Here is a 17533-nt window from a genome sequence, read left to right as displayed (position 1 = left end):
CCCGAGACTTCACTAAGAACGTTCCTGCACATTAGTCTGCAAAAACTGTCAGTGGGGCATAAAAATATTATTCATGGTATTTATTGGCAAGAAGTATTGGAGAACAAAATGGGTCTGATTGGGCACCAGGCAGTATTATCCGATGGCCAAATGTCGCTTGCTGATTTGTGGCCCGAGTGCGATTCTAAAGTCGTCATTGCGGGGCTGAATCCAGCACCACCCAGCGTTCTCTCAGGACATTACTACCAAGGGCATAATGGGAAATTGATGTTGCAGCGGGTCGCTCATGCGATCTGCAAACCCGAGTTCCTTAACGGCGAGTACCTGGATGACGCGCTTGTCGCGAAAGGGATCGGCTTCACAGACCTGGTGATGGAGCCGAGCGTAGGAGAGAAGGATGTCAGCAAACAAAAGATTGCTGAGGCTCTTCCTGATTTCGAACGCAAGCTCCGAGATCGCGACGTCCGGTTAGTTATCAGTATTTATCGCCACGCAGGATTGCACCTCTTAGGTAAAGAGAAGATTGAACGCCCCGGATTGCAAGACGAATTAACAAGCTGGGGTGCGAGGGTATTCGTTACCCCCAACCCATACGCACCTGTCGAACTGACGAAACCTGTTTATGAAGAACTAGGCCACGAAGTCTACGGAATTCAGACTGCTCCGGTATTTAAGCGTGTTCTGCCTGAGAATTGGGTCGAGTTCTACAAAACGGTATATCTGGTGGCAGCGAATAGTTCGCAAAGCCTCGATGAAATCGCGTTGACCATGTATGACGACGAGGTCAAGAAGAAGCTGGGCGCAATGCCGACCCCTCCATGGTATTTGAACAAATAGAGCGATTTAGAGAAACAAATAGCGCTCGTAGGTTTCCTATTGGGTCTGAGCGATGTATGGGGATACCTTGGAGTATTCTTGTGCACCACTAGGCAACTTTGATGGGACTACTGGCTAGAAGGTTATTGACGAAGAAGGTGGGGATCATCGATTTTGATGATCCCCGCCTCACGTAGCGAATCTTTTACTGGGCCTGAGATTTAGGCGTCGACCCTCAGTTTCGAGTGTCGCAAGAATGGATCGCCGTCAACCTGCTGGTCGTCTTTCTTCAGCGCAAAAAATCCGTAGATACCGGCGACTAGCACCACGATGGAGATGGTGATGAACGTCTGCTGGTAGCCCATGTGGTCATGCAGGGCACCGAGGGGAGTGGACAGGATGACGTTGCCAATCTGAGCAGAAACTTGGAATCCAACCATGTACAACGTTGCGGACAGTGCTGGGTTGAAGTGCAGGGTGAAGTAACGGAACACCGGCAGGATGAACAGCGGAGTTTCGATGGCGTGCAGCATCTTGATGGCAGAGACCCATACGGGATCATCTACTAAAGCGCACCCGAGGATTCGGACGAACATGATGGAGACACCCATCAACAGCGAAGTGCGAACACCAACTCGGCGCATGATGATTGGCACGATTCCCAGCATCGCGGCTTCGAGGAAGACCTGGACAGAATTCAAGATACCGTAAACCTGTTGTCCAGTTTCCTGAGTCTCAAAGAGCCCGGTGTAGTAGTCAGGGAACATCTGCTGATCAAAGACGGTATAGAACGTCCATGAGAGCATGACAAAGAGAATGATTAGCCAAAGGCTTGGCAGCTTGAACAGTCCCAACATTTCACGGAATGACGGTGTGGAGGCAGGGGAGAGGATGCCGTCTACTGGAGCTCGCTTGATTACTGGTGGTTCACCGGTACGGGTGAAGAGCAACAGTAACAAGTGAATCAGACCTAGTACCGAACCGATCCAGAAGTTCAAAGCTGGATTGATGGTGAACAGGAAGCCTGCGGCCAGTGCTACTACTGCGTAGCCGAAGGAACCCCACATGCGGGCCTGTCCGTATTCAAAGTTGAAACGCCGGCTGAAGCGTTCGGTCAAGGCTTCAAACAGACCAACGCCGGCAAGGAATCCAACCGACAGCACAATGGCTCCGATGATGACACCAGCCATAAAGTGGCTCTGCAACAACGGTTGGTAGACCCACGTTGCGAACGGGCCAATTAGCGCCGTCACTGCGGCCAGCACGATGGCCAGAGTCTTCTTGATACCCAGACGGTCCTGGACGGCTCCGTAGCCAAACATCAAGAGCAGGGTAGCCAAGGAATTCACCGAATATACGGTGCCAACCTGAGCGCCGGATAAGGACAATCCGGCGGCGTCGCTGGTGAGCCAAATTTGGAAGAAGGACCACCAGATTCCCCACGATGCAAAGAAAAGAAGCATCGAGAATGAGCTCTGTCGGTATACGGGATTTTTCAGAGCAGTTGTAAAGCCAGCCATCTTTGTCCTGGATTCTTTCGTGTAGCTGTGAAGCGTAGTTAGTTATTGAGTGCGTGGTTGAAGTCTTCAAGCCAAGGCGGATTAGCTCCGGCCTGCGCCACCGTCAGTGCTGCGGAGGTCAGGCCATGGCGTAGTGCGTGCTCGATATCTTGTGTCTGAGCTGCCTCACCGTTGCGTAGCGTCGTGGCTAGTTCAGGTGTGGTCAAGACGCCGTTTAGAAGTCCTGACATGAAGGCATCGCCTGCACCGATGGTGTCTACCAGCTCGGTAGGGGAGGCGGCCATGTCGTAGCGCTTGCCATCAGCTAGGGCTAGACAACCACCACCGCCCTGGGTCATGACAGCCAACGCTGGGCCTAGTCTGGCAACATGCTCCAGAACTCCCCATGGATCAAGATGTGGGTAAAGGTACTCGCCGTCCACGTCGCTGAGCTTGACGATATGGCTGAGGCTGATTAGCAACTCAATTCTTTTGAGTGCTTTTTCTTTGTTCTCAACAAGATCTGGACGAAGGTTCGGGTCATAGCTGCGTAGCGAAACATCTGCAGCATTCTGGAACGCATCAACAATGCTTTGACCAGAAGGTTCAAGCCAAGCAGCGATGGAGCCGGTGTGCAGAAGCTCAACCGAATCATCGGTGCGCACGTCAGGAATCTGCTGGTGGATGTCAAAGCTGTAATGAGCATTTGACTGCTCATCCATCTCCACCTGGGCTACCGAAGTGGAGCGTTCGGTAACGCAACCTTCAGCTACCTGAACGCCAGCCTTGCTCAGGTGCTCTGCAATCTGGTTTCCGTACTCGTCCTGACCATATTCAGTGTAGAACTCAACGTCATGTCCGAGACGAGCCAGGCCAACAGCAACGTTGAGTGGGGACCCACCTGCATGTGCCTCGTCTCCTACGACGTCTACGAGGGATTCGCCTGCAACGGTAATGCGACTCATGCGTTGATCTCCGTGCTCTGAATTCTCAGAGTCTGGACGCCGACATTTGCGGTAGTGCCGTCGGCGGTTCGTACAACTGCGTACGCTGGTACAGCTTCACCGGTAAGTTGGTCTGTCAATGAACGGCGGCCATCAGCAGCCAATATCTCTATGGATCCATGATCCAAAACAATCTGCACTAACAGTTCGTCAATATCTGTTGGCAACGGCAGACGCTGGTTGGATGAGTAGAGTTCATGGCTTACCAAGCCGGCTTCACGACGGTGCTGAATCAAGGACGATTCAACGCTGATTTCACTGATCAGGGTGTCATCTGATCGGTGCAGTGAAACGACAACAGGTTCAGCAACGGCGCCTGCCGTAGTAAGTTCAATCAATGCAGGGGAGCCAAGCTCAATGCGACCCTCACCATTCACGGTTGATTGCTCAGTTTCTTCAGCAGTAGGAAGACCGAGAATGCACTGGCGGATTTCTAGCTTTCCGTCAGAGTCCTTGACCAGGTCCACCTGACGCGCGGTGCTCATGGAGCCGCGCCATCCGCCGTGTGGGAGTTCTCGGGCGTAGTCCCAGTTGCTCATCCAAGCGATGATAGTCTGCTGGTTTACTGGCAAGCCGTGGAAGCTCACTCCTGCGTAGAAATCGCGGCCGTAGTCCAACCAGCGACCCTGCTTCAGGGTTTCGAATTCAAGGCTGTCCCAAGCGTCTTGCTCTTGGTCAGGATTGAATGAGGTGCCGTCAAATTCGCCAACGAAGTATTGACTGCCGGAACCGCCTGCAATTCCACCGGGGTTCAGCGAAACAATGAGAACCCACTTGAGTTCATCGGTGCCAGCAACCGGGAGCTGGAAGAGGTCTGGACATTCCCAGATTCCAGCGGTGGCGGCTTGTGGGCCGAAGCTGGAGAGCTCGGTCCAGTCCTTCAGGTTCTCGGAACGGTAGATCAGGACTCGGCGTTCGATTGCCTCCACGGCAACCATGACCCAGAAAGAACCTTCCGCGGATTCGTAACGAATGACCTTTGGATCACGGAAGTCTTTGGAGCCTCGGTCCAGTATCGGGTTCTGCTCGTACTTGGTGAAGGTTGCGCCACCATCAAGCGAGTAAGCAATGGCTTGCGACTGGTTGGTCTCGTCCTTAGCTGCTGCAGTGTAGATAGCAATAACTGGTGGAACGCTTCCGTTTCCAAAACCACTGGTGTTCTCGTGGTCCACCACGATGGAGCCAGAGAAGATATCTGCAACATCTCCATGCAAGATCGCGATAGGCAGTTCAGTCCAGTTGACCAAGTCGGTGCTTACCGCGTGACCCCAGGACATGAAGCCGTGGCCGACTCCGTTGGGGTTGTGCTGGAAGTAGAGGTGATATTGCTTTCCATCAAAGAACAATCCGTTGGGATCATTGATCCAGTTTTTCTTTGCTGTGAAGTGTAGCTCTGGTCGCTTCACCGCGACCTGCTGGGTTTCGGGCAACGTTGCCATCCTTCAGTAAGAATCTGCTAAATGCATTTAGCACAGAACTTTAGCAGTGTGATCGAGACCTCGCAATAGGCTACGCTCGTATAACTGCCTGCCCCATTCGCAAGAAGGAAACGTGAACACGCAAAAAGCCAAGCGAGTGACGATAGCTGATGTTTCAGAAGCGTCAGGAATGTCAAAAGCCTCGGTCAGCATGATCTTGAATAACAAGCCTGGGACACGTCTTTCCGAAGAAACGGCGGAGCGAGTCCGGGCAGTAGCAAAAGAACTTGGATACCGTCCCAACGCTGCGGCTCAGTCGTTACGTAGCGGAAAAACGCGCACTCTGGGATTCATTTCTGACCAGGTGACAGTGACTCGTTTCGCCTCCGAAATGATTACCGGAATCTTGCGTGCAGCCGAGGGACGTGAGCACACGGTGCTGATTGCTGAAACCTTCGGTAAGCCAGATCAACTGGCTGAAGCGGTCACCCAAATGGCGCACCGAGACGTTGACGGATTGATTCTCGGATTCATGGATTCTCGACAACGCGATTTGAAAATTCCACACACCGGATTGCCTACAGTCTTGGTTAACGGAATTGATGAGAGACCTTGTATTTCTGTGTTGCCCAATGAATTTGAATCAGGCAAGACGGCAGTTCAACGCATCGTTGCGTCGGGCGCACACGCCGTGGCCATCATTGGCCAACTCAACCATGTTGCGAAGCGGCCGAGGTTCTATCCGAGCATCACGAGACGATTCGCCTCGCTCTTTGAGACACTCGAAGAATCCAGCCTTGAGCTATTCGGTCACTGGACCCTAGATGATTGGAATCCCACGGACGGCTACACCGCAACTACACAAATGCTGTCTGAGGCCGGACTGCCTGACGCCATAATCTGTGCTAACGACCGTGTTGCCATGGGTGTATTCCAAGCGCTCGCCGAAAAGCAGTTGATACCGGGCAAGGACCTATCGGTGTTGTCCTTTGACGATGAAATCATCGCTAGTTACTTACGTCCCCAGCTGTCTTCCATCCGGCTTCCGTATCAAGAAATGGGGGCCTTAGCCGTTGAACTCTTGCTCGATGGAAAGCTGGAGCCGGGGGAGCATCAAATTGATATGCCGCTCATTGAGCGCGACTCGATGAAAACTCATTGAGACGCACTCGTGTATCTGTCTTTAGCGTCCGGCAGTAACTGGATTCTTTAGCTCACCAATTCCTTGAACCTTGCATATGACGTCGTCTCCGGCGGTGATGGGCTGGCTCTTGGCTGGGAACCCGGTCATGATGACGTCCCCTGGTTGAAGAGTCATGAAGCTGCTGAGATAGACAAGGATCTCTTCTACACCCCAACCTAGATTCTTCGTTGTTGAGGTGGGTAGTGATTCACCGTTGTGAACGATTCCGACTTCTAGTTCACTGTCCTCAAGTCCAATAACGATCCATGGACCTAATGGTGAGAATGTATCCGGGCCTTTGGCGCTGATCCATAATTCATCTGTCTTCTGAGCATCGCGGTCAGTGACATCATTGCCGATGGTCATGCCGAGAACTGCTTCACGAGCGTTATCTAGCGTTAGATTTTTCGCGGGGCTGCCAATAACGATTGTGAGTTCTGCTTCTGGTTCGACTCGCGCATCTGCGTTATCGAGTTGAATCGCATCCAGAGGTCCGATGACCGAACTGGCTGCTTTGTGGAATGCCTGCGGTGGCAAAGCACGTCCTGGAGCACCAGTGTTGTGTGCCATGCCGAAGACATTCAATGGAGTGCATGGGGCCAGAAGAGTGAATTGATCTTCAGTGACCTCATCACCGATGTTCCAACCCGGACGGGCGGGGCTGTTCAGATTAGCGCGTGAAGTCGGGAAAGGGGATTCAATGATTTTCCACTTCTTGCCTTCAACGGAGTCAAAGTCTTCAGCATCGTTGCGTACAAAAAAATGTTCATCGATGGGGGAGGACTTTGCGTCATTAGGGTGGACACGAGCAATGCGATAGATATCTTCAGGCATGCGCTCATCGTACTTTGGTACCCAAGCGCAATGGTCCTATGTCTACAAGTTGTCTGGCTTATGACGTCAACGAATAGTTGGCATGGAAAAATCTCTGTGACCTTGCTCCCAATCTCGGTTTGGTTACTCTCAAGTAGGTATTCACCTAGACCGATCGTTCCCCGAAATCTCGGGATTTCATAGTCTGGCGATGTAAATTTTGTGATGGTCGAATCGCCGAAAATTCGGTTGACAGTTCTCAACCTTTTTTAGATAGTTGAGTAATGTCAACTGCTGCGCCACCTATAGAACCCGAGGCACAACCCGAAGCCGCAATGAAGCCGGCCCAGGTAATGCTTTCCATCTCCGGTTTGATGGCCGCGATGTTCACCGTACTGGTGTCATCCACGGTTATCGCCACCCCAATGCCACTGATCGTTTCCGATCTTCACGGCACCAACACCCAATACACCTGGGTCCTGGTTGCGGCTTTCTTGTCCATGACCGTATCCACCCCAATCTGGGGCAAGCTGTCGGATATCTTCAACCGCAAGCTGATGCTGCAAATCGCATTGGTCATCTTCGTGCTTGGTACCGTAGCCGCCGGTTTCTCCGGCCAAATCGGTGGCGACTCACACGATGGAGCCATGAACTGGCTCATTGCATGGCGTCTGGTTCAGTCCATTGGTACCGGTGGCCTGATGGCACTGGTTCAGGTAGTTATTGCCGATATCATCTCGCCGCGCGAGCGTGGCAAGTACATGGGCATCATGGGTGCAGTGATGGCCGTTGGCCAGATCGGTGGCCCACTGCTCGGTGGCGTAATTGCCGATAGCTGGGGCTGGGAATGGTGCTTCTTCGTCTGTGTGCCATTTGCCGTTGGTGCACTGATCCTGATTCAGTCCACCCTGCGCATCAAGCACGTACGCAAGGACGTGAAGATTGACTTCCTGGGATCTGCGTTGATCATTGCCGGTATCAGTTTGCTACTGATCTGGATCAGCCTTGGTGGCAAGACCGCAGACTCCGGTGGATTCGCTTGGGACTCCTCGCAGAGCATCATCATGGCAGTTTCGGCCGGCGTGCTCATCATCGCCACCGTGTTATGGGAGCTGCATGTCAAAGAACCAATCATCCCAATCCGTCTTTTCGCTCAGCGCACCTTCGCGCTGGCTTCGATTGCATCCATCGCCGTGGGTGTCACCATGTTCGGTACCTCGGTCTTCCTGAGCCAGTACCTACAGCTAGCCCGTGGCTTCACCCCAACCCACGCCGGTCTGCAGACCCTGCCAATGGTTCTGGGCTCCATGTTTGGCGCCATCATTGTTGGTCAGCTGATCTCCCGCACCGGACAGTGGAAGCCGTACGTTGTTGGCGGCGGTGCAGTACTGACCGCCGGCCTGTACCTGATGTCGCGTATCGACTACGACACTCCACTGTGGTTCGTTGACCTCGGCATGTTCTTGCTGGGTCTGGGTTCCGGTGTGCTGATGCAGAACCTCGTGCTGGTTACTCAGAACTCCTTGCCTCCGCGCATGATCGGTTCCGGTTCCGGTGCTATTGCCTTCTTCCGTAGCCTTGGCGGCACCATTGGTGTTTCTGTTCTTGGCTCGGTTTTGGGGACTCAAGTTTCGGACAAGATGAAAGATGGTCTGGCAGGTCTTGCTGAACAGATCAACAAAGCAGCTGGTGTACCTCAGCTCTTGGTGGACCACCCGGACTGTGCCGATAGCCTGACCTCTTTGGGCAGCGGCAAGGTTCCAGCGATCAACGATCTGTGTGAGCCAGTGCGTACCGTAGTGGAAAGCTCCTACGGACAGTCCATCGCGTTCCTGTTCCTGTTGGTAGTGCCACTGGCTGTCGTTACTCTGATCTGTGCCATCTTCCTGCCAAACAAGCCCCTGTCGAAGAAGAGCGCTTCGGAGCAGATCGAAGAAGAACTTGGTGGAGAACTCTCCGCACTAGAGCCAGCTGAACGCGGTGGCCGCGGCTACGAGGAACTGCTCGCTACCGGAGCTATCACGTTGCCTTCAGATGAAGAGCTCGAAGAGGCTCGGCGTCAAAACCGTGAAGCCCGCCGGATGGATGAGCGCGACTTGGTTGAACAAGTCATGCGTAACCGCGAAGCTAAGCCAAGCGCTGCCTTGGATCCTGCACTACCTCTGGATGAGCGTATGGAAGCTGCGGAGACTGATGCTCATCGTGAATCCGCACGCGTTGGAGCCATGGTGGAAGAGCTGCAGTCATCATTGGAACGGGCACGTGCTGCTCATTCCCAGATTGAAGATCAGATAGCCAGCACGGTTAGCGCCTTGAAAGCTTATGACAATCGTCTGAATGTCCTGGGGGAGCGCGTTGATGAGACAGAGCGTGTGCAGCGCGAACTGCAAGACCAGGCGCGTGAAGATCGTAAGGCCGCTAGCCGGGCGCAAGGCCGTCATGCTGCTCACGTAGCAACCCCAGAGCCAGCTACAAGCGAAGAGCTGGCCACAGCAGTCAACACCGATGAGAACCCAGCAGGCGGTGCAGCCCAGTCGACTCCGAAGGACCCGTCGTGAGTCAGGTCAATGCGGTAGCGCTAGATGACATTGAGGCGGCCTTTGCACGCCTTTCGCCGGCGGTCAAAGGGCGAATGGCGCAGAATGCCAGGTTGTTCCATCCTGAGCTACGAGGTGCAGGCTTCTCGGTACTGCGCGTGGTGCTTCTGCATTCACTGCGTGGTCCCGAGGGGGAGCTGACTGTCTCGGATATTGTCTGCGACACTCACATGGATAAGTCTGTGGTCTCTCGTCAGCTCAAAGACCTCAAAGCGTGGGGCCTGATTCAGGCGGAACGCTCCGAACAAGACGCGCGAGTGTTCTTTGTTAGTCCTACGGAGTTCGCGCTCCAGCGATTCAAGGAAATCAAGAGCACTACACGAGCAGACTACCTAGATGCATTCGCTTCTTGGGATCCATCGGATGTCACTGAGTTGGCTGCGCTACTCACGCGTTTTGCGGAGAAGGTAGAAGAAAAATTCCGCGCTTAGGCGTTGACATAAAAGAGGATAACGGCTGAGGGTCGGGACTGATCATTGATCAGGCCTGACCCTCAGCATTATCCACAATGTTGTCTCGTGACAAGGTCAGGACAGTTGTTCGATCATATGTTGGCATCATGATTAAAAGCCGAGTCGTCAGGTGGGTTTCACTGTGCTTCCTACTGGGCGGAATCCTTATTTTTCTAACACAGTCGCAGGGTGTAGTGAACGCGGTGTTTCTGTGGACGGAACCAGGTGTTATCGCGCTAGCAACTCTGGCCCCAGTTGGTGCCTTTATGGCGGTCAGCGTTGCGTCGTGGCTCGCTTACCGTACATTACGGTACAGAGCCCGAGTAGATGACGCAGACCAGTGGTGGAAGCGCACCCAATACGGGATCGACCAGATCCACGGAACCGCCGCCCAGCGGATTGCCGGGAGCCTGATCATTGAAACGTTGTTGGGTTCGTGGACTGGACGAGACGAGGCCAGTGACCAGGCTTCTGCAACGAAGGTGAGAACGTTCAGTCCAAAGAATGGATGGCAGAATTCTGAAAACGAAAAAGAAATGCTCAGCCGGATTCTGCAAAGTGTTCTGCAAGCCAACCATCCAGAACAGCTCTCAGGCGAGGAGCGTCAACACCTTGCTGTGCAGAAGCGCTCGAAGAACCGCAAGACCAAGCGCATGGCCGAGTAGTACGATGGAAAAAAGATTGGGGATCGGCATGCGTTCTATTCGTGAGAGGACTGCAAACCATGACCCGTTGACCACAACGGCACGTGTCGTCAAACTTGCTGGCAACTACATTGTCATTGACGAAAACGACGTCCCCTTAAGTGGACGGTTCCCTCCCGAAGCTTTCAAGCTTGTAGTCGAATATGCAAAGTCCGCCTACCGGGTGGCGGTGGGGATCGGCAAGAGGCCAGACGAAACGGTGATCGCCTTGGCTAACTATGAAGATCCGACGAGGAAATCAGCCTAGACAGATGAATATGCAAAGAGCGACTGGAGAAGTTCCAGTCGCTCTTTGCATGTCGTATTAGCTCGTCGGCTCTAGATCGACTTCATGCGCTCCACGTTATCGCGCACAACTGCCTTGAAGTCTCCACCCGAGGCAGCGAACACTTTGCGCTGTCGCTGGTATTCGGCGCCGGTTTCAATCAGGCGAATGATGCCCTGAAGTTCTTCGGAACAGCCAAGCTGTTCAGCAACCGGAGCCAGACGCTTTACCTCTGCACGCAGATGATCAGTCACCAGCATTTCGTCACCCTGGGCGTTGAGGATGATGATGGCATCCAAACCGTAACGGGCAGCACGCCATTTGTTCTCTACACGGAACCAAGCAGGCATGACGGGAATCTTGTAGCCAGCTTCAATAGACATTGACATGTCGTGAACCAAGCACTGAGTCAATGCAGTAATTGCTGCAATGTCATCTAGGGAGCTCAAGCCATCGCAGATACGCATTTCAACGGTGCCAAAACGTGGCACTGGACGAACATCCCAACGGATCTCCGAGACATCATCAATCACGCCGGTGTGCAGCATGTCAGCGATGTGTGCTTCGTATTCGGACCATGAGTTGAAGTGAAAAGGGATGCCGGCGGCTGGGAGCTGCTGGAACATCAATGAACGCTGTGAAGCGTAGCCGGTATCTTCCCCGCCCCAGTACGGGCTGGAGGCACTGAGTGCCTGGAAATGTGGCTGGTAATTGATCAAACCGTCGGTGATTGGCAGTGCCTTGTCACGACTGTCCAATCCCACGTGCACGTGCACTCCGTAGATCACCATCTGGCGGCCCCACCACTGGGTGCGGTCAATGAGTTTGGCGTAACGGTCCTTGTCGGTCACTGGCTGCAATGTCGGTGCAGCGAACGGGTGCGAGCCTGCGCAGTACAGGTCTACTCCGTGCTCTCCTGCAACGTCATTGAGCATTCGGACGTTGGTGCGTAACTCTTCTGCAGCGCTGGCGACGGTCTTGTGAACACCAGTGACTACTTCAACGGTATTCATGAGTAACTCAGGCTTGACCGTTGGGTGCTCGTCTTCGTGGCTCAGGCCTGCATCGTCCTTGAGTTGATCAAGGACATCTTCAGCTACCGAGCACAAGTCCGCATCTTCGCGATTGACTAAAGCAATTTCCCATTCAACACCAATGGTGGATTGGGCGGATTTTGCGAACTCAATTTTTTGCACGGCGCTCCTAGCGATGACTACTCGGACGGAAAGCTCCGGAGCCGAACAAACAAAACTGAAAATCCAACGTAAACCGCTGTTTTTCCATCTCTATTGTATATTTCCCATCTCTTTGGGTGGTGCACAGTACAGATGGGATCTGTATCACTTTAGATTAGTGAGGTGAGACCTCGAAAGCTACACGTTTCTCACCGATTCGCGCCAACATTAAGGTCGCACGGTTCTTCGCGCTCTTTGGCGCACCCGCCAATAGAATCTTTCGAAGCTCCTCTGGAGTCGCATCTACACCGCGCTTCTTGATGTCTAGAGTGCCAATTCCATTGACCTTGACCCAGCTGCGAAGCTTCTTCACGTTGTAGTCGTGAACTGCCAGAACTTTGAAGCCTCGGGCAAACGGAGTCGAGATCTCCTTTTCATGAGTGAAGTACGCAATGTGCTCATCAAGGAGATGGCCGCCGGTGGTTTCCAGGAGCTTGGAAATCAGGTGGGAACGAATTACCGCACCATCGGGCTCATAGATGTGAGCGGCAAGTTCTCCAACTTCAGCGGCTGGGTCATCTTTGGCAGCTACGTAGCTGGTGAGCTCATGTGCCCCGTTTTTATCAATGACCAAGGCTGCGCGAACCACGTCTTCACGTTTGAGCTTGCCGAACCATAAACATGCTTCAATGACGGATCCGTGATCAGAAATCCATACTGATTCAGCATTTTCCGGAATAGCATCGTGCGGCAGGCCTGGGCCGAGCTTCACACCGACATCCAGTCCTGAGTCAACGAGTTTTTCAACGAAAGACAGGGGAGGGGAGAAGGCCTCAGGATCAAAGAGCCTGCGAGTGCTGCCAGCCACGTCGGTGCGGCGAGCTGGGTCTAACCAGACTCCATCGATTCCGGTTAGGTCAGTTTCCTCGGCGCCGCCATGGACCACCGAGGCATTTTCAAATGGCATTAAGTTCAAGGTGGTGGCCGCAGCGGTAGTTTCATCCTTTTCTACTGCAGTCACTTGCAAACCGGCGCTGGCTAATGCGATGGAGTCGGTTCCAATTCCGCAGCCGAGGTCAGCTACGTGAGTTGCACCCGCTTTGGTGAATCGTTGGGCGTGCAGACCGGCAATGGTCAGGCGGGTGGCTTGCTCCAACCCAGCAGGGGTGAAAATCAATGAGTCAGCGAATGGGCCAAACTTCACGCGTGCCTTGTATCGAAGCTCAGACTGAGCAATGACCGCACGAACCACTTCTGGAGAGTGGCCTTCTTTGCGTAGCTTTTCATTTAGGGTCCATGCTGCATCCTTGGAAGAAACCATGGATGGGTCAATGGTGGACAGCAACTGCCAACCTTCGGCGGAAAGCAGTGCTGCGAATTGTTCGTGAAGCGTTGAGTCATTTGAAGCCTGAGCCATGACTCAAGCCTATCGTTGATCAGCTCTCATGCTGCTCCCGAACGAAGAGACGTGCACTGCCCGCCTGTGACCTATGTGACATATTGACGTCATATTCAATTTCTTTTGACTCTGCTTGCTGGGCTCGTTGAGCGGTCAATGCGCGCTGCGTTGTGAAAATAGGAGCCTGTGCTGCGCCGCCGATTATGAAGCGTCGCCATTCCTTGAGTAAGTGATGCTTTTGCTAGACATGCCATCTGGTAAGGATGCGTAACCCTTTGTGTGAATCTTGTGTTGTTTATGGCGGAGGCGGCTCTGGCTCATTTACAGTCTGCCAGTGGCTTTTCTCTACACTCGCCTGTTGGGATTTCAGCCTGCCTAATGGTGCTGTTGAATGCCCAAAAAACTGAAGTGACCCACATCGCAATCGAATCCACTTTGGTGTTGCATGGCATCTGTGAAGAAAACTATGCAGCGAACGACAAAGGCGTCGAGAGGCTTTAATCCAGCCACAGCCCGCGGGGTGGACACCTCAACACCTCTGGCTCAGAACCAACTCAAGCGCGGCATGAGCAGTCGGCATTTGCAGATGATCGCCATCGGCGGATCCATCGGCACCGGACTCTTTGTGGCCTCCGGTGGCACTATTGCTGAAGCCGGACCGGGAGGTGCACTGGTTGCTTACGCCGCGGTGGGACTCATGGTCTATCTACTCATGCAGTCACTGGGGGAGATGACGGCCAAGATTCCGGTAGCTGGATCCTTCCAGACTTTTGCTACCCGTTTCGTCTCACCCTCTTTCGGGTTTGCCATTGGCTGGAACTACTGGTTCAACTGGGCCATCACGGTGGCCGCCGAACTGGTCGCCGCGGGTATCGTCATGAAATTCTGGCTGCCAGATGTTCCAGGCTGGGTGTGGGCTGGAACTTTCCTTCTGGCCCTGACGGCGCTGAACGCACTGTCTGCCAAAGCCTTTGGTGAAGGCGAGTTTTGGCTGGCCTTGATTAAAGTGGTCACCGTTGTGGCGTTCCTCGCAGCCGGTGTACTTATGATTTTTGGAGTTCTCGGCTCACAAACTGACCCGTTGGCTAACTGGAAGGAAGGCAAGGAGGTCTTCCACGGCGGATGGCTGTCAATCATCTCGGTCTTTATGATTGCGGGCTTCTCGTTCCAAGGAACCGAACTGGTGGGTGTTGCCGCTGGCGAGGCCAAAGATCCTCGACGCGAAGTCCCCAAGGCGATCCGCCGCGTCTTCTGGCGCATCATGCTCTTTTACATTGGGGCCATTTTTGTCATCGGTTGTCTGATTCCTTTTACTGACCCCAGTCTGCTGGCCAGCGGAGAAGCCGACGTAGCTTCCTCGCCTTTTGCCCTGGTCTTTGAGCGCGCCGGTATTGCCTTTGCCGCCGCTGCCATGAACGCAGTAATCCTCACCGCCATTCTCTCGGCTGGCAACTCGGGTCTCTACGCTTCTACGCGCATGCTCTACTCCATGGCTCATGACGGCAAGGCGCCCAAGATTTTTGGGCGCACCAATTCCCGGGGTGTCCCAGTGATGGCACTGTTGGCCACTGCTGCCGTGGGTCTCTTTGGATTCCTCACCGCTTTGGTAGGTCAAGGCGCCGCATACACCTGGCTATTGAACGTCTCCGGTCTATGCGGATTTATTGTTTGGGTGGGCATTGCTGCCTCGCACTACCGCTTCCGCCGTGGCTACCTCGCCCAGGGAATGAGCGTTAAGGATCTGCCATACCGTGCCCCATTCTTCCCACTAGGTCCGATTGTTGCGTTCCTAATGCTCATCGTGGTGATTATCGGTCAGAACTATCAAGCGGTCCTGGCTGGTCACGGTCTAGAGGTACTTTCGTCCTACATTGGCCTGCCACTATTCCTGGGTCTATGGCTAGGGCATCGTTGGGTGACCAAGTCCAAGATGGTCAAGCTTTCCGAAATGGATCTCTCGGCTCCGGAGGATATTGAAGAGTCGGCTGCTGTGCGCTCTGCGCGAACCGGTGTGACGAACTAGCGGATTCATTAGCACTCACCTTGACCGAGTGCTAAAGCACGTCCTAAAGTCATGTGTGGGTGTCTAGTCACGGCTAGCCGTTGGCCAGACACACCGCCTGACTGGATACCACCAACTGGCACCGCGACGACGGTTGGTCCAATGCCATAGGGCGCACCCCTACCACCATTGGTTCATACACGAAAAGGAGAGACCATGTCTGTCTCCATCAAGCCGCTCGAAGACCGCATTGTCATCAAGCAGGTCGAAGCCGTAACCACTACCGCTTCGGGCCTTGTTATCCCAGACTCCGCTAAGGAAAAGCCACAGGAAGGCACCGTTGTCGCAGTAGGCCCAGGCCGCATCGATGACAAGGGCAACCGCGTTCCTGTAGACGTTGCTGAAGGCGACGTAGTTCTGTACTCGAAGTACGGCGGAACCGAGGTCAAGGTCGGCAACGAAGAGTACCTCGTACTCTCGGCTCGCGACGTACTGGCAGTCGTCGTAAAGTAACGCCAACCTCTTATAAGTTTCAGGAGATAATGCATGGCTAAGCAGCTAGCATTCAACGAGGAAGCGCGCCGCGCACTCGAAGCGGGCATTGATAAGCTCGCTAACACGGTGAAGGTTACCCTCGGCCCACGCGGTCGTAACGTGGTGCTTGCCAAGACCTGGGGCGCCCCGACCATCACCAATGACGGTGTCACCATTGCGCGTGATATCGATCTTGAAGATCCATATGAAAACCTTGGCGCACAGCTGGCCAAGGAAGTAGCCACCAAGACCAACGACGTAGCAGGCGACGGCACCACCACCGCCACCGTGCTCGCACAGGCATTGGTCAAGGAAGGCCTGAAGAACGTAGCCGCAGGTGCAGCCCCTGGCGATGTCCGCAAGGGCATCGAGCTGGCCACCGAGGTTGTTTCGCAGGCACTTGCTGCTAACGCTGTAGAGGTAGCGGATAAGGTTGCCAACGTTGCTGCCATCTCCGCTCAGTCTGATGAAATCGGCGAACTGTTGGCTGAAGCCTTCAAGACCGTTGGCACCGATGGTGTCATCACCATTGAAGAGTCCTCGACCACCGCTACCGAACTGGTAGTCACCGAGGGCATGCAGTTCGACAAGGGCTACCTCTCGCCACAGTTCATCACCGACCAGGAGCGCCAGGAAGTTGTTCTGGAAGACGCCCTGATCCTGATCAACCCAGGCAAGATCTCCGCTGTTGCAGAATTCCTGCCACTGCTGGAAAAGGTTCTTGAAGCCAAGAAGCCACTGCTGATCATCGCTGAAGATGTTGAGGGCGAAGCCCTTTCCACCTTGGTGGTCAACAAGCTGCGTGGTCTGCTGAACGTGGTAGCTGTTAAGGCTCCAGGCTTCGGCGACCGTCGCAAGGCCATGATGCAGGACCTAGCCATCCTTACCGGTGCTCAGGTTGTCTCCCCAGAGCTGGGCTTGTCCCTAGATCAGGTAGGCACCGAGGTTCTTGGTTCCGCACGCCGCGTGACCATCACCAAGGATTCCACCACCATCGTTGATGGCGCTGGAACCGACGAAGATGTTGCTGAACGCGTAGCCCAGCTGAAGGCTGAGCTGAACCGCACCGATTCGGAGTGGGACCGCGAGAAGCTTTCCGAGCGTCTGGCCAAGCTGGCCGGCGGCATCGGTGTCATCAAGGTGGGCGCTTCCACCGAAGTAGAGCTCAAGGAACGCAAGCACCGCATCGAGGACGCTGTGTCCTCAACCCGTGCTGCACTTGAAGAGGGCATTGTTGCCGGTGGCGGTACCGCCCTGGTTGATGCTCTTGCCGCTCTGGATTCGGATGCTTCCATCGTTGGCCTTGAAGGCGACGTAGCTGCAGGTGTGGCCATTGTGCGCCGCGCTCTGGTTCAGCCACTGTTCTGGATCGCAACCAACGCCGGCTTTGACGGTGCAGTAGTTGCTTCCAAGGTGGCAGAGTCCCCAGCTAACGAGGGCTTCAACGCCAAGACTGGTGCCTACGAGAACCTGCTGCACGCAGGTGTTATCGACCCAGTGAAGGTGACCCGTTCGGCACTGCGTAACGCAGCATCGATCGCAGCCCTCGTGCTGACCACCGAAACCCTGGTTGCCGAGAAGGCTACCGAGGATGCGGAAGAAGCACACAGCCACTAAGTCCAAGCGACTCGGCTTTAGAACCGCCGCCGGACCACGTTTACTCGTGGGACGG

General features: G+C 54.2%; 16 protein-coding genes. 10 read left to right on the top strand and 6 right to left on the bottom strand.

Annotated features, from left to right (window positions below; all coding sequences use genetic code 11):
- Positions 1-51: 51 nt before the first annotated feature.
- Positions 52-837: a uracil-DNA glycosylase family protein gene (locus FJV47_RS03125; protein ID WP_159609905.1), complete on the top strand. Its 786-nt coding sequence runs from the start codon at positions 52-54 to the stop codon at positions 835-837.
- A gap of 200 nt (positions 838-1037) precedes the next feature.
- Here the strand turns inward: FJV47_RS03125 and FJV47_RS03120 are convergent, their stop codons facing one another.
- Genes FJV47_RS03120 through FJV47_RS03110 form a run of 3 tightly spaced genes read right to left on the bottom strand, consistent with a single transcriptional unit; the run spans position 1038 to position 4749 of the window.
- Positions 1038-2336: an MFS transporter gene (locus FJV47_RS03120; RefSeq protein WP_159609903.1), complete on the bottom strand. Its 1299-nt coding sequence runs from the start codon at positions 2334-2336 to the stop codon at positions 1038-1040.
- 38 nt (positions 2337-2374) lie between these two features.
- Entirely contained in the window at positions 2375-3280 is a 906-nt protein-coding gene (locus FJV47_RS03115) for a carbohydrate kinase (RefSeq protein WP_159609901.1), read from the bottom strand.
- Positions 3277-4749: a glycoside hydrolase family 32 protein gene (locus tag FJV47_RS03110; RefSeq protein WP_159609899.1), complete on the bottom strand. Its 1473-nt coding sequence runs from the start codon at positions 4747-4749 to the stop codon at positions 3277-3279. The genes FJV47_RS03115 and FJV47_RS03110 overlap by 4 nt, the downstream gene beginning before the upstream one ends.
- A gap of 121 nt (positions 4750-4870) precedes the next feature.
- On the opposite strand from FJV47_RS03110, the gene FJV47_RS03105 reads away from it, so the two are divergent.
- The gene (locus FJV47_RS03105; RefSeq protein ID WP_159609897.1) at positions 4871-5899 is read left to right on the top strand and encodes a LacI family DNA-binding transcriptional regulator; all 1029 of its coding nucleotides are present in this window, start codon (positions 4871-4873) and stop codon (positions 5897-5899) included.
- A 21-nt stretch (positions 5900-5920) separates the two neighbouring features.
- Here the strand turns inward: FJV47_RS03105 and FJV47_RS03100 are convergent, their stop codons facing one another.
- Positions 5921-6754, bottom strand: coding sequence for a fumarylacetoacetate hydrolase family protein (locus FJV47_RS03100; RefSeq protein WP_159609895.1), 834 nt, complete (start codon positions 6752-6754; stop codon positions 5921-5923).
- A 263-nt stretch (positions 6755-7017) separates the two neighbouring features.
- On the opposite strand from FJV47_RS03100, the gene FJV47_RS03095 reads away from it, so the two are divergent.
- The 4 genes from FJV47_RS03095 to FJV47_RS03080 all read left to right on the top strand — a co-directional run bounded on the left by FJV47_RS03095 (position 7018) and on the right by FJV47_RS03080 (position 10733).
- The gene (locus FJV47_RS03095) at positions 7018-9291 is read left to right on the top strand and encodes an MDR family MFS transporter (protein WP_159609893.1); all 2274 of its coding nucleotides are present in this window, start codon (positions 7018-7020) and stop codon (positions 9289-9291) included.
- Positions 9288-9761: a MarR family winged helix-turn-helix transcriptional regulator gene (locus tag FJV47_RS03090; RefSeq protein ID WP_159609891.1), complete on the top strand. Its 474-nt coding sequence runs from the start codon at positions 9288-9290 to the stop codon at positions 9759-9761. Before FJV47_RS03095 ends, FJV47_RS03090 begins: the two co-directional genes overlap by 4 nt.
- Positions 9762-9889: 128 nt before the next feature.
- Complete coding sequence (locus FJV47_RS03085; RefSeq protein WP_159609889.1) at positions 9890-10447, top strand: hypothetical protein; 558 nt, start codon at positions 9890-9892, stop codon at positions 10445-10447.
- Positions 10448-10475: 28 nt separating this feature from the next.
- Positions 10476-10733 (top strand): hypothetical protein, encoded by a 258-nt coding sequence (locus tag FJV47_RS03080; protein ID WP_159609887.1) that lies wholly within the window; start codon positions 10476-10478, stop codon positions 10731-10733.
- Between the two features lie 71 nt (positions 10734-10804).
- Here the strand turns inward: FJV47_RS03080 and FJV47_RS03075 are convergent, their stop codons facing one another.
- Both FJV47_RS03075 and FJV47_RS03070 read right to left on the bottom strand, forming a co-directional pair.
- A complete protein-coding gene (locus FJV47_RS03075) occupies positions 10805-11947 on the bottom strand; it encodes a glutamate--cysteine ligase (RefSeq protein WP_159609885.1) in 1143 nt (380 codons plus the stop codon).
- Positions 11948-12101: 154 nt separating this feature from the next.
- Complete coding sequence (locus tag FJV47_RS03070; protein ID WP_159609883.1) at positions 12102-13343, bottom strand: class I SAM-dependent methyltransferase; 1242 nt, start codon at positions 13341-13343, stop codon at positions 12102-12104.
- Positions 13344-13604: 261 nt separating this feature from the next.
- Between FJV47_RS03070 and FJV47_RS03065 the strand changes: the two genes are divergently transcribed.
- The 4 genes from FJV47_RS03065 to groL all read left to right on the top strand — a co-directional run bounded on the left by FJV47_RS03065 (position 13605) and on the right by groL (position 17478).
- Positions 13605-13826, top strand: a complete 222-nt coding sequence (locus tag FJV47_RS03065) for a hypothetical protein (protein WP_159609881.1) — start codon at positions 13605-13607, stop codon at positions 13824-13826.
- Positions 13827-13890: 64 nt separating this feature from the next.
- A complete protein-coding gene (locus FJV47_RS03060) occupies positions 13891-15348 on the top strand; it encodes an amino acid permease (RefSeq protein WP_235026329.1) in 1458 nt (485 codons plus the stop codon).
- A 195-nt stretch (positions 15349-15543) separates the two neighbouring features.
- Positions 15544-15840, top strand: coding sequence for a co-chaperone GroES (gene groES, locus FJV47_RS03055; RefSeq protein ID WP_022874060.1), 297 nt, complete (start codon positions 15544-15546; stop codon positions 15838-15840).
- 33 nt (positions 15841-15873) lie between these two features.
- A complete protein-coding gene (gene groL / locus FJV47_RS03050) occupies positions 15874-17478 on the top strand; it encodes a chaperonin GroEL (protein ID WP_159609877.1) in 1605 nt (534 codons plus the stop codon).
- Positions 17479-17533: the final 55 nt, after the last annotated feature.

It is taken from the genome of Glutamicibacter sp. JC586, assembly GCF_009805585.1.
Lineage (GTDB): Bacteria > Actinomycetota > Actinomycetes > Actinomycetales > Micrococcaceae > Glutamicibacter.
This window is presented reverse-complemented; position numbering and strand designations above follow the sequence as displayed.

Bases quoted from the DNA above. Each gene is read 5' to 3' on its own strand.
- FJV47_RS03085 (WP_159609889.1), top strand. From the start codon at position 9,890: ATGATTAAAAGCCGAGTCGTCAGGTGGGTTTCACTGTGCTTCCTACTG.
- groES (WP_022874060.1), top strand. From the start codon at position 15,544: ATGTCTGTCTCCATCAAGCCGCTCGAAGACCGCATTGTCATCAAGCAG.
- FJV47_RS03115 (WP_159609901.1), bottom strand. From the start codon at position 3,280: ATGAGTCGCATTACCGTTGCAGGCGAATCCCTCGTAGACGTCGTAGGA.
- groL (WP_159609877.1), top strand. From the start codon at position 15,874: ATGGCTAAGCAGCTAGCATTCAACGAGGAAGCGCGCCGCGCACTCGAA.
- FJV47_RS03120 (WP_159609903.1), bottom strand. From the start codon at position 2,336: ATGGCTGGCTTTACAACTGCTCTGAAAAATCCCGTATACCGACAGAGC.
- FJV47_RS03060 (WP_235026329.1), top strand. From the start codon at position 13,891: ATGAGCAGTCGGCATTTGCAGATGATCGCCATCGGCGGATCCATCGGC.
- FJV47_RS03080 (WP_159609887.1), top strand. From the start codon at position 10,476: ATGCGTTCTATTCGTGAGAGGACTGCAAACCATGACCCGTTGACCACA.
- FJV47_RS03095 (WP_159609893.1), top strand. From the start codon at position 7,018: ATGTCAACTGCTGCGCCACCTATAGAACCCGAGGCACAACCCGAAGCC.
- FJV47_RS03100 (WP_159609895.1), bottom strand. From the start codon at position 6,754: ATGCCTGAAGATATCTATCGCATTGCTCGTGTCCACCCTAATGACGCA.
- FJV47_RS03070 (WP_159609883.1), bottom strand. From the start codon at position 13,343: ATGGCTCAGGCTTCAAATGACTCAACGCTTCACGAACAATTCGCAGCA.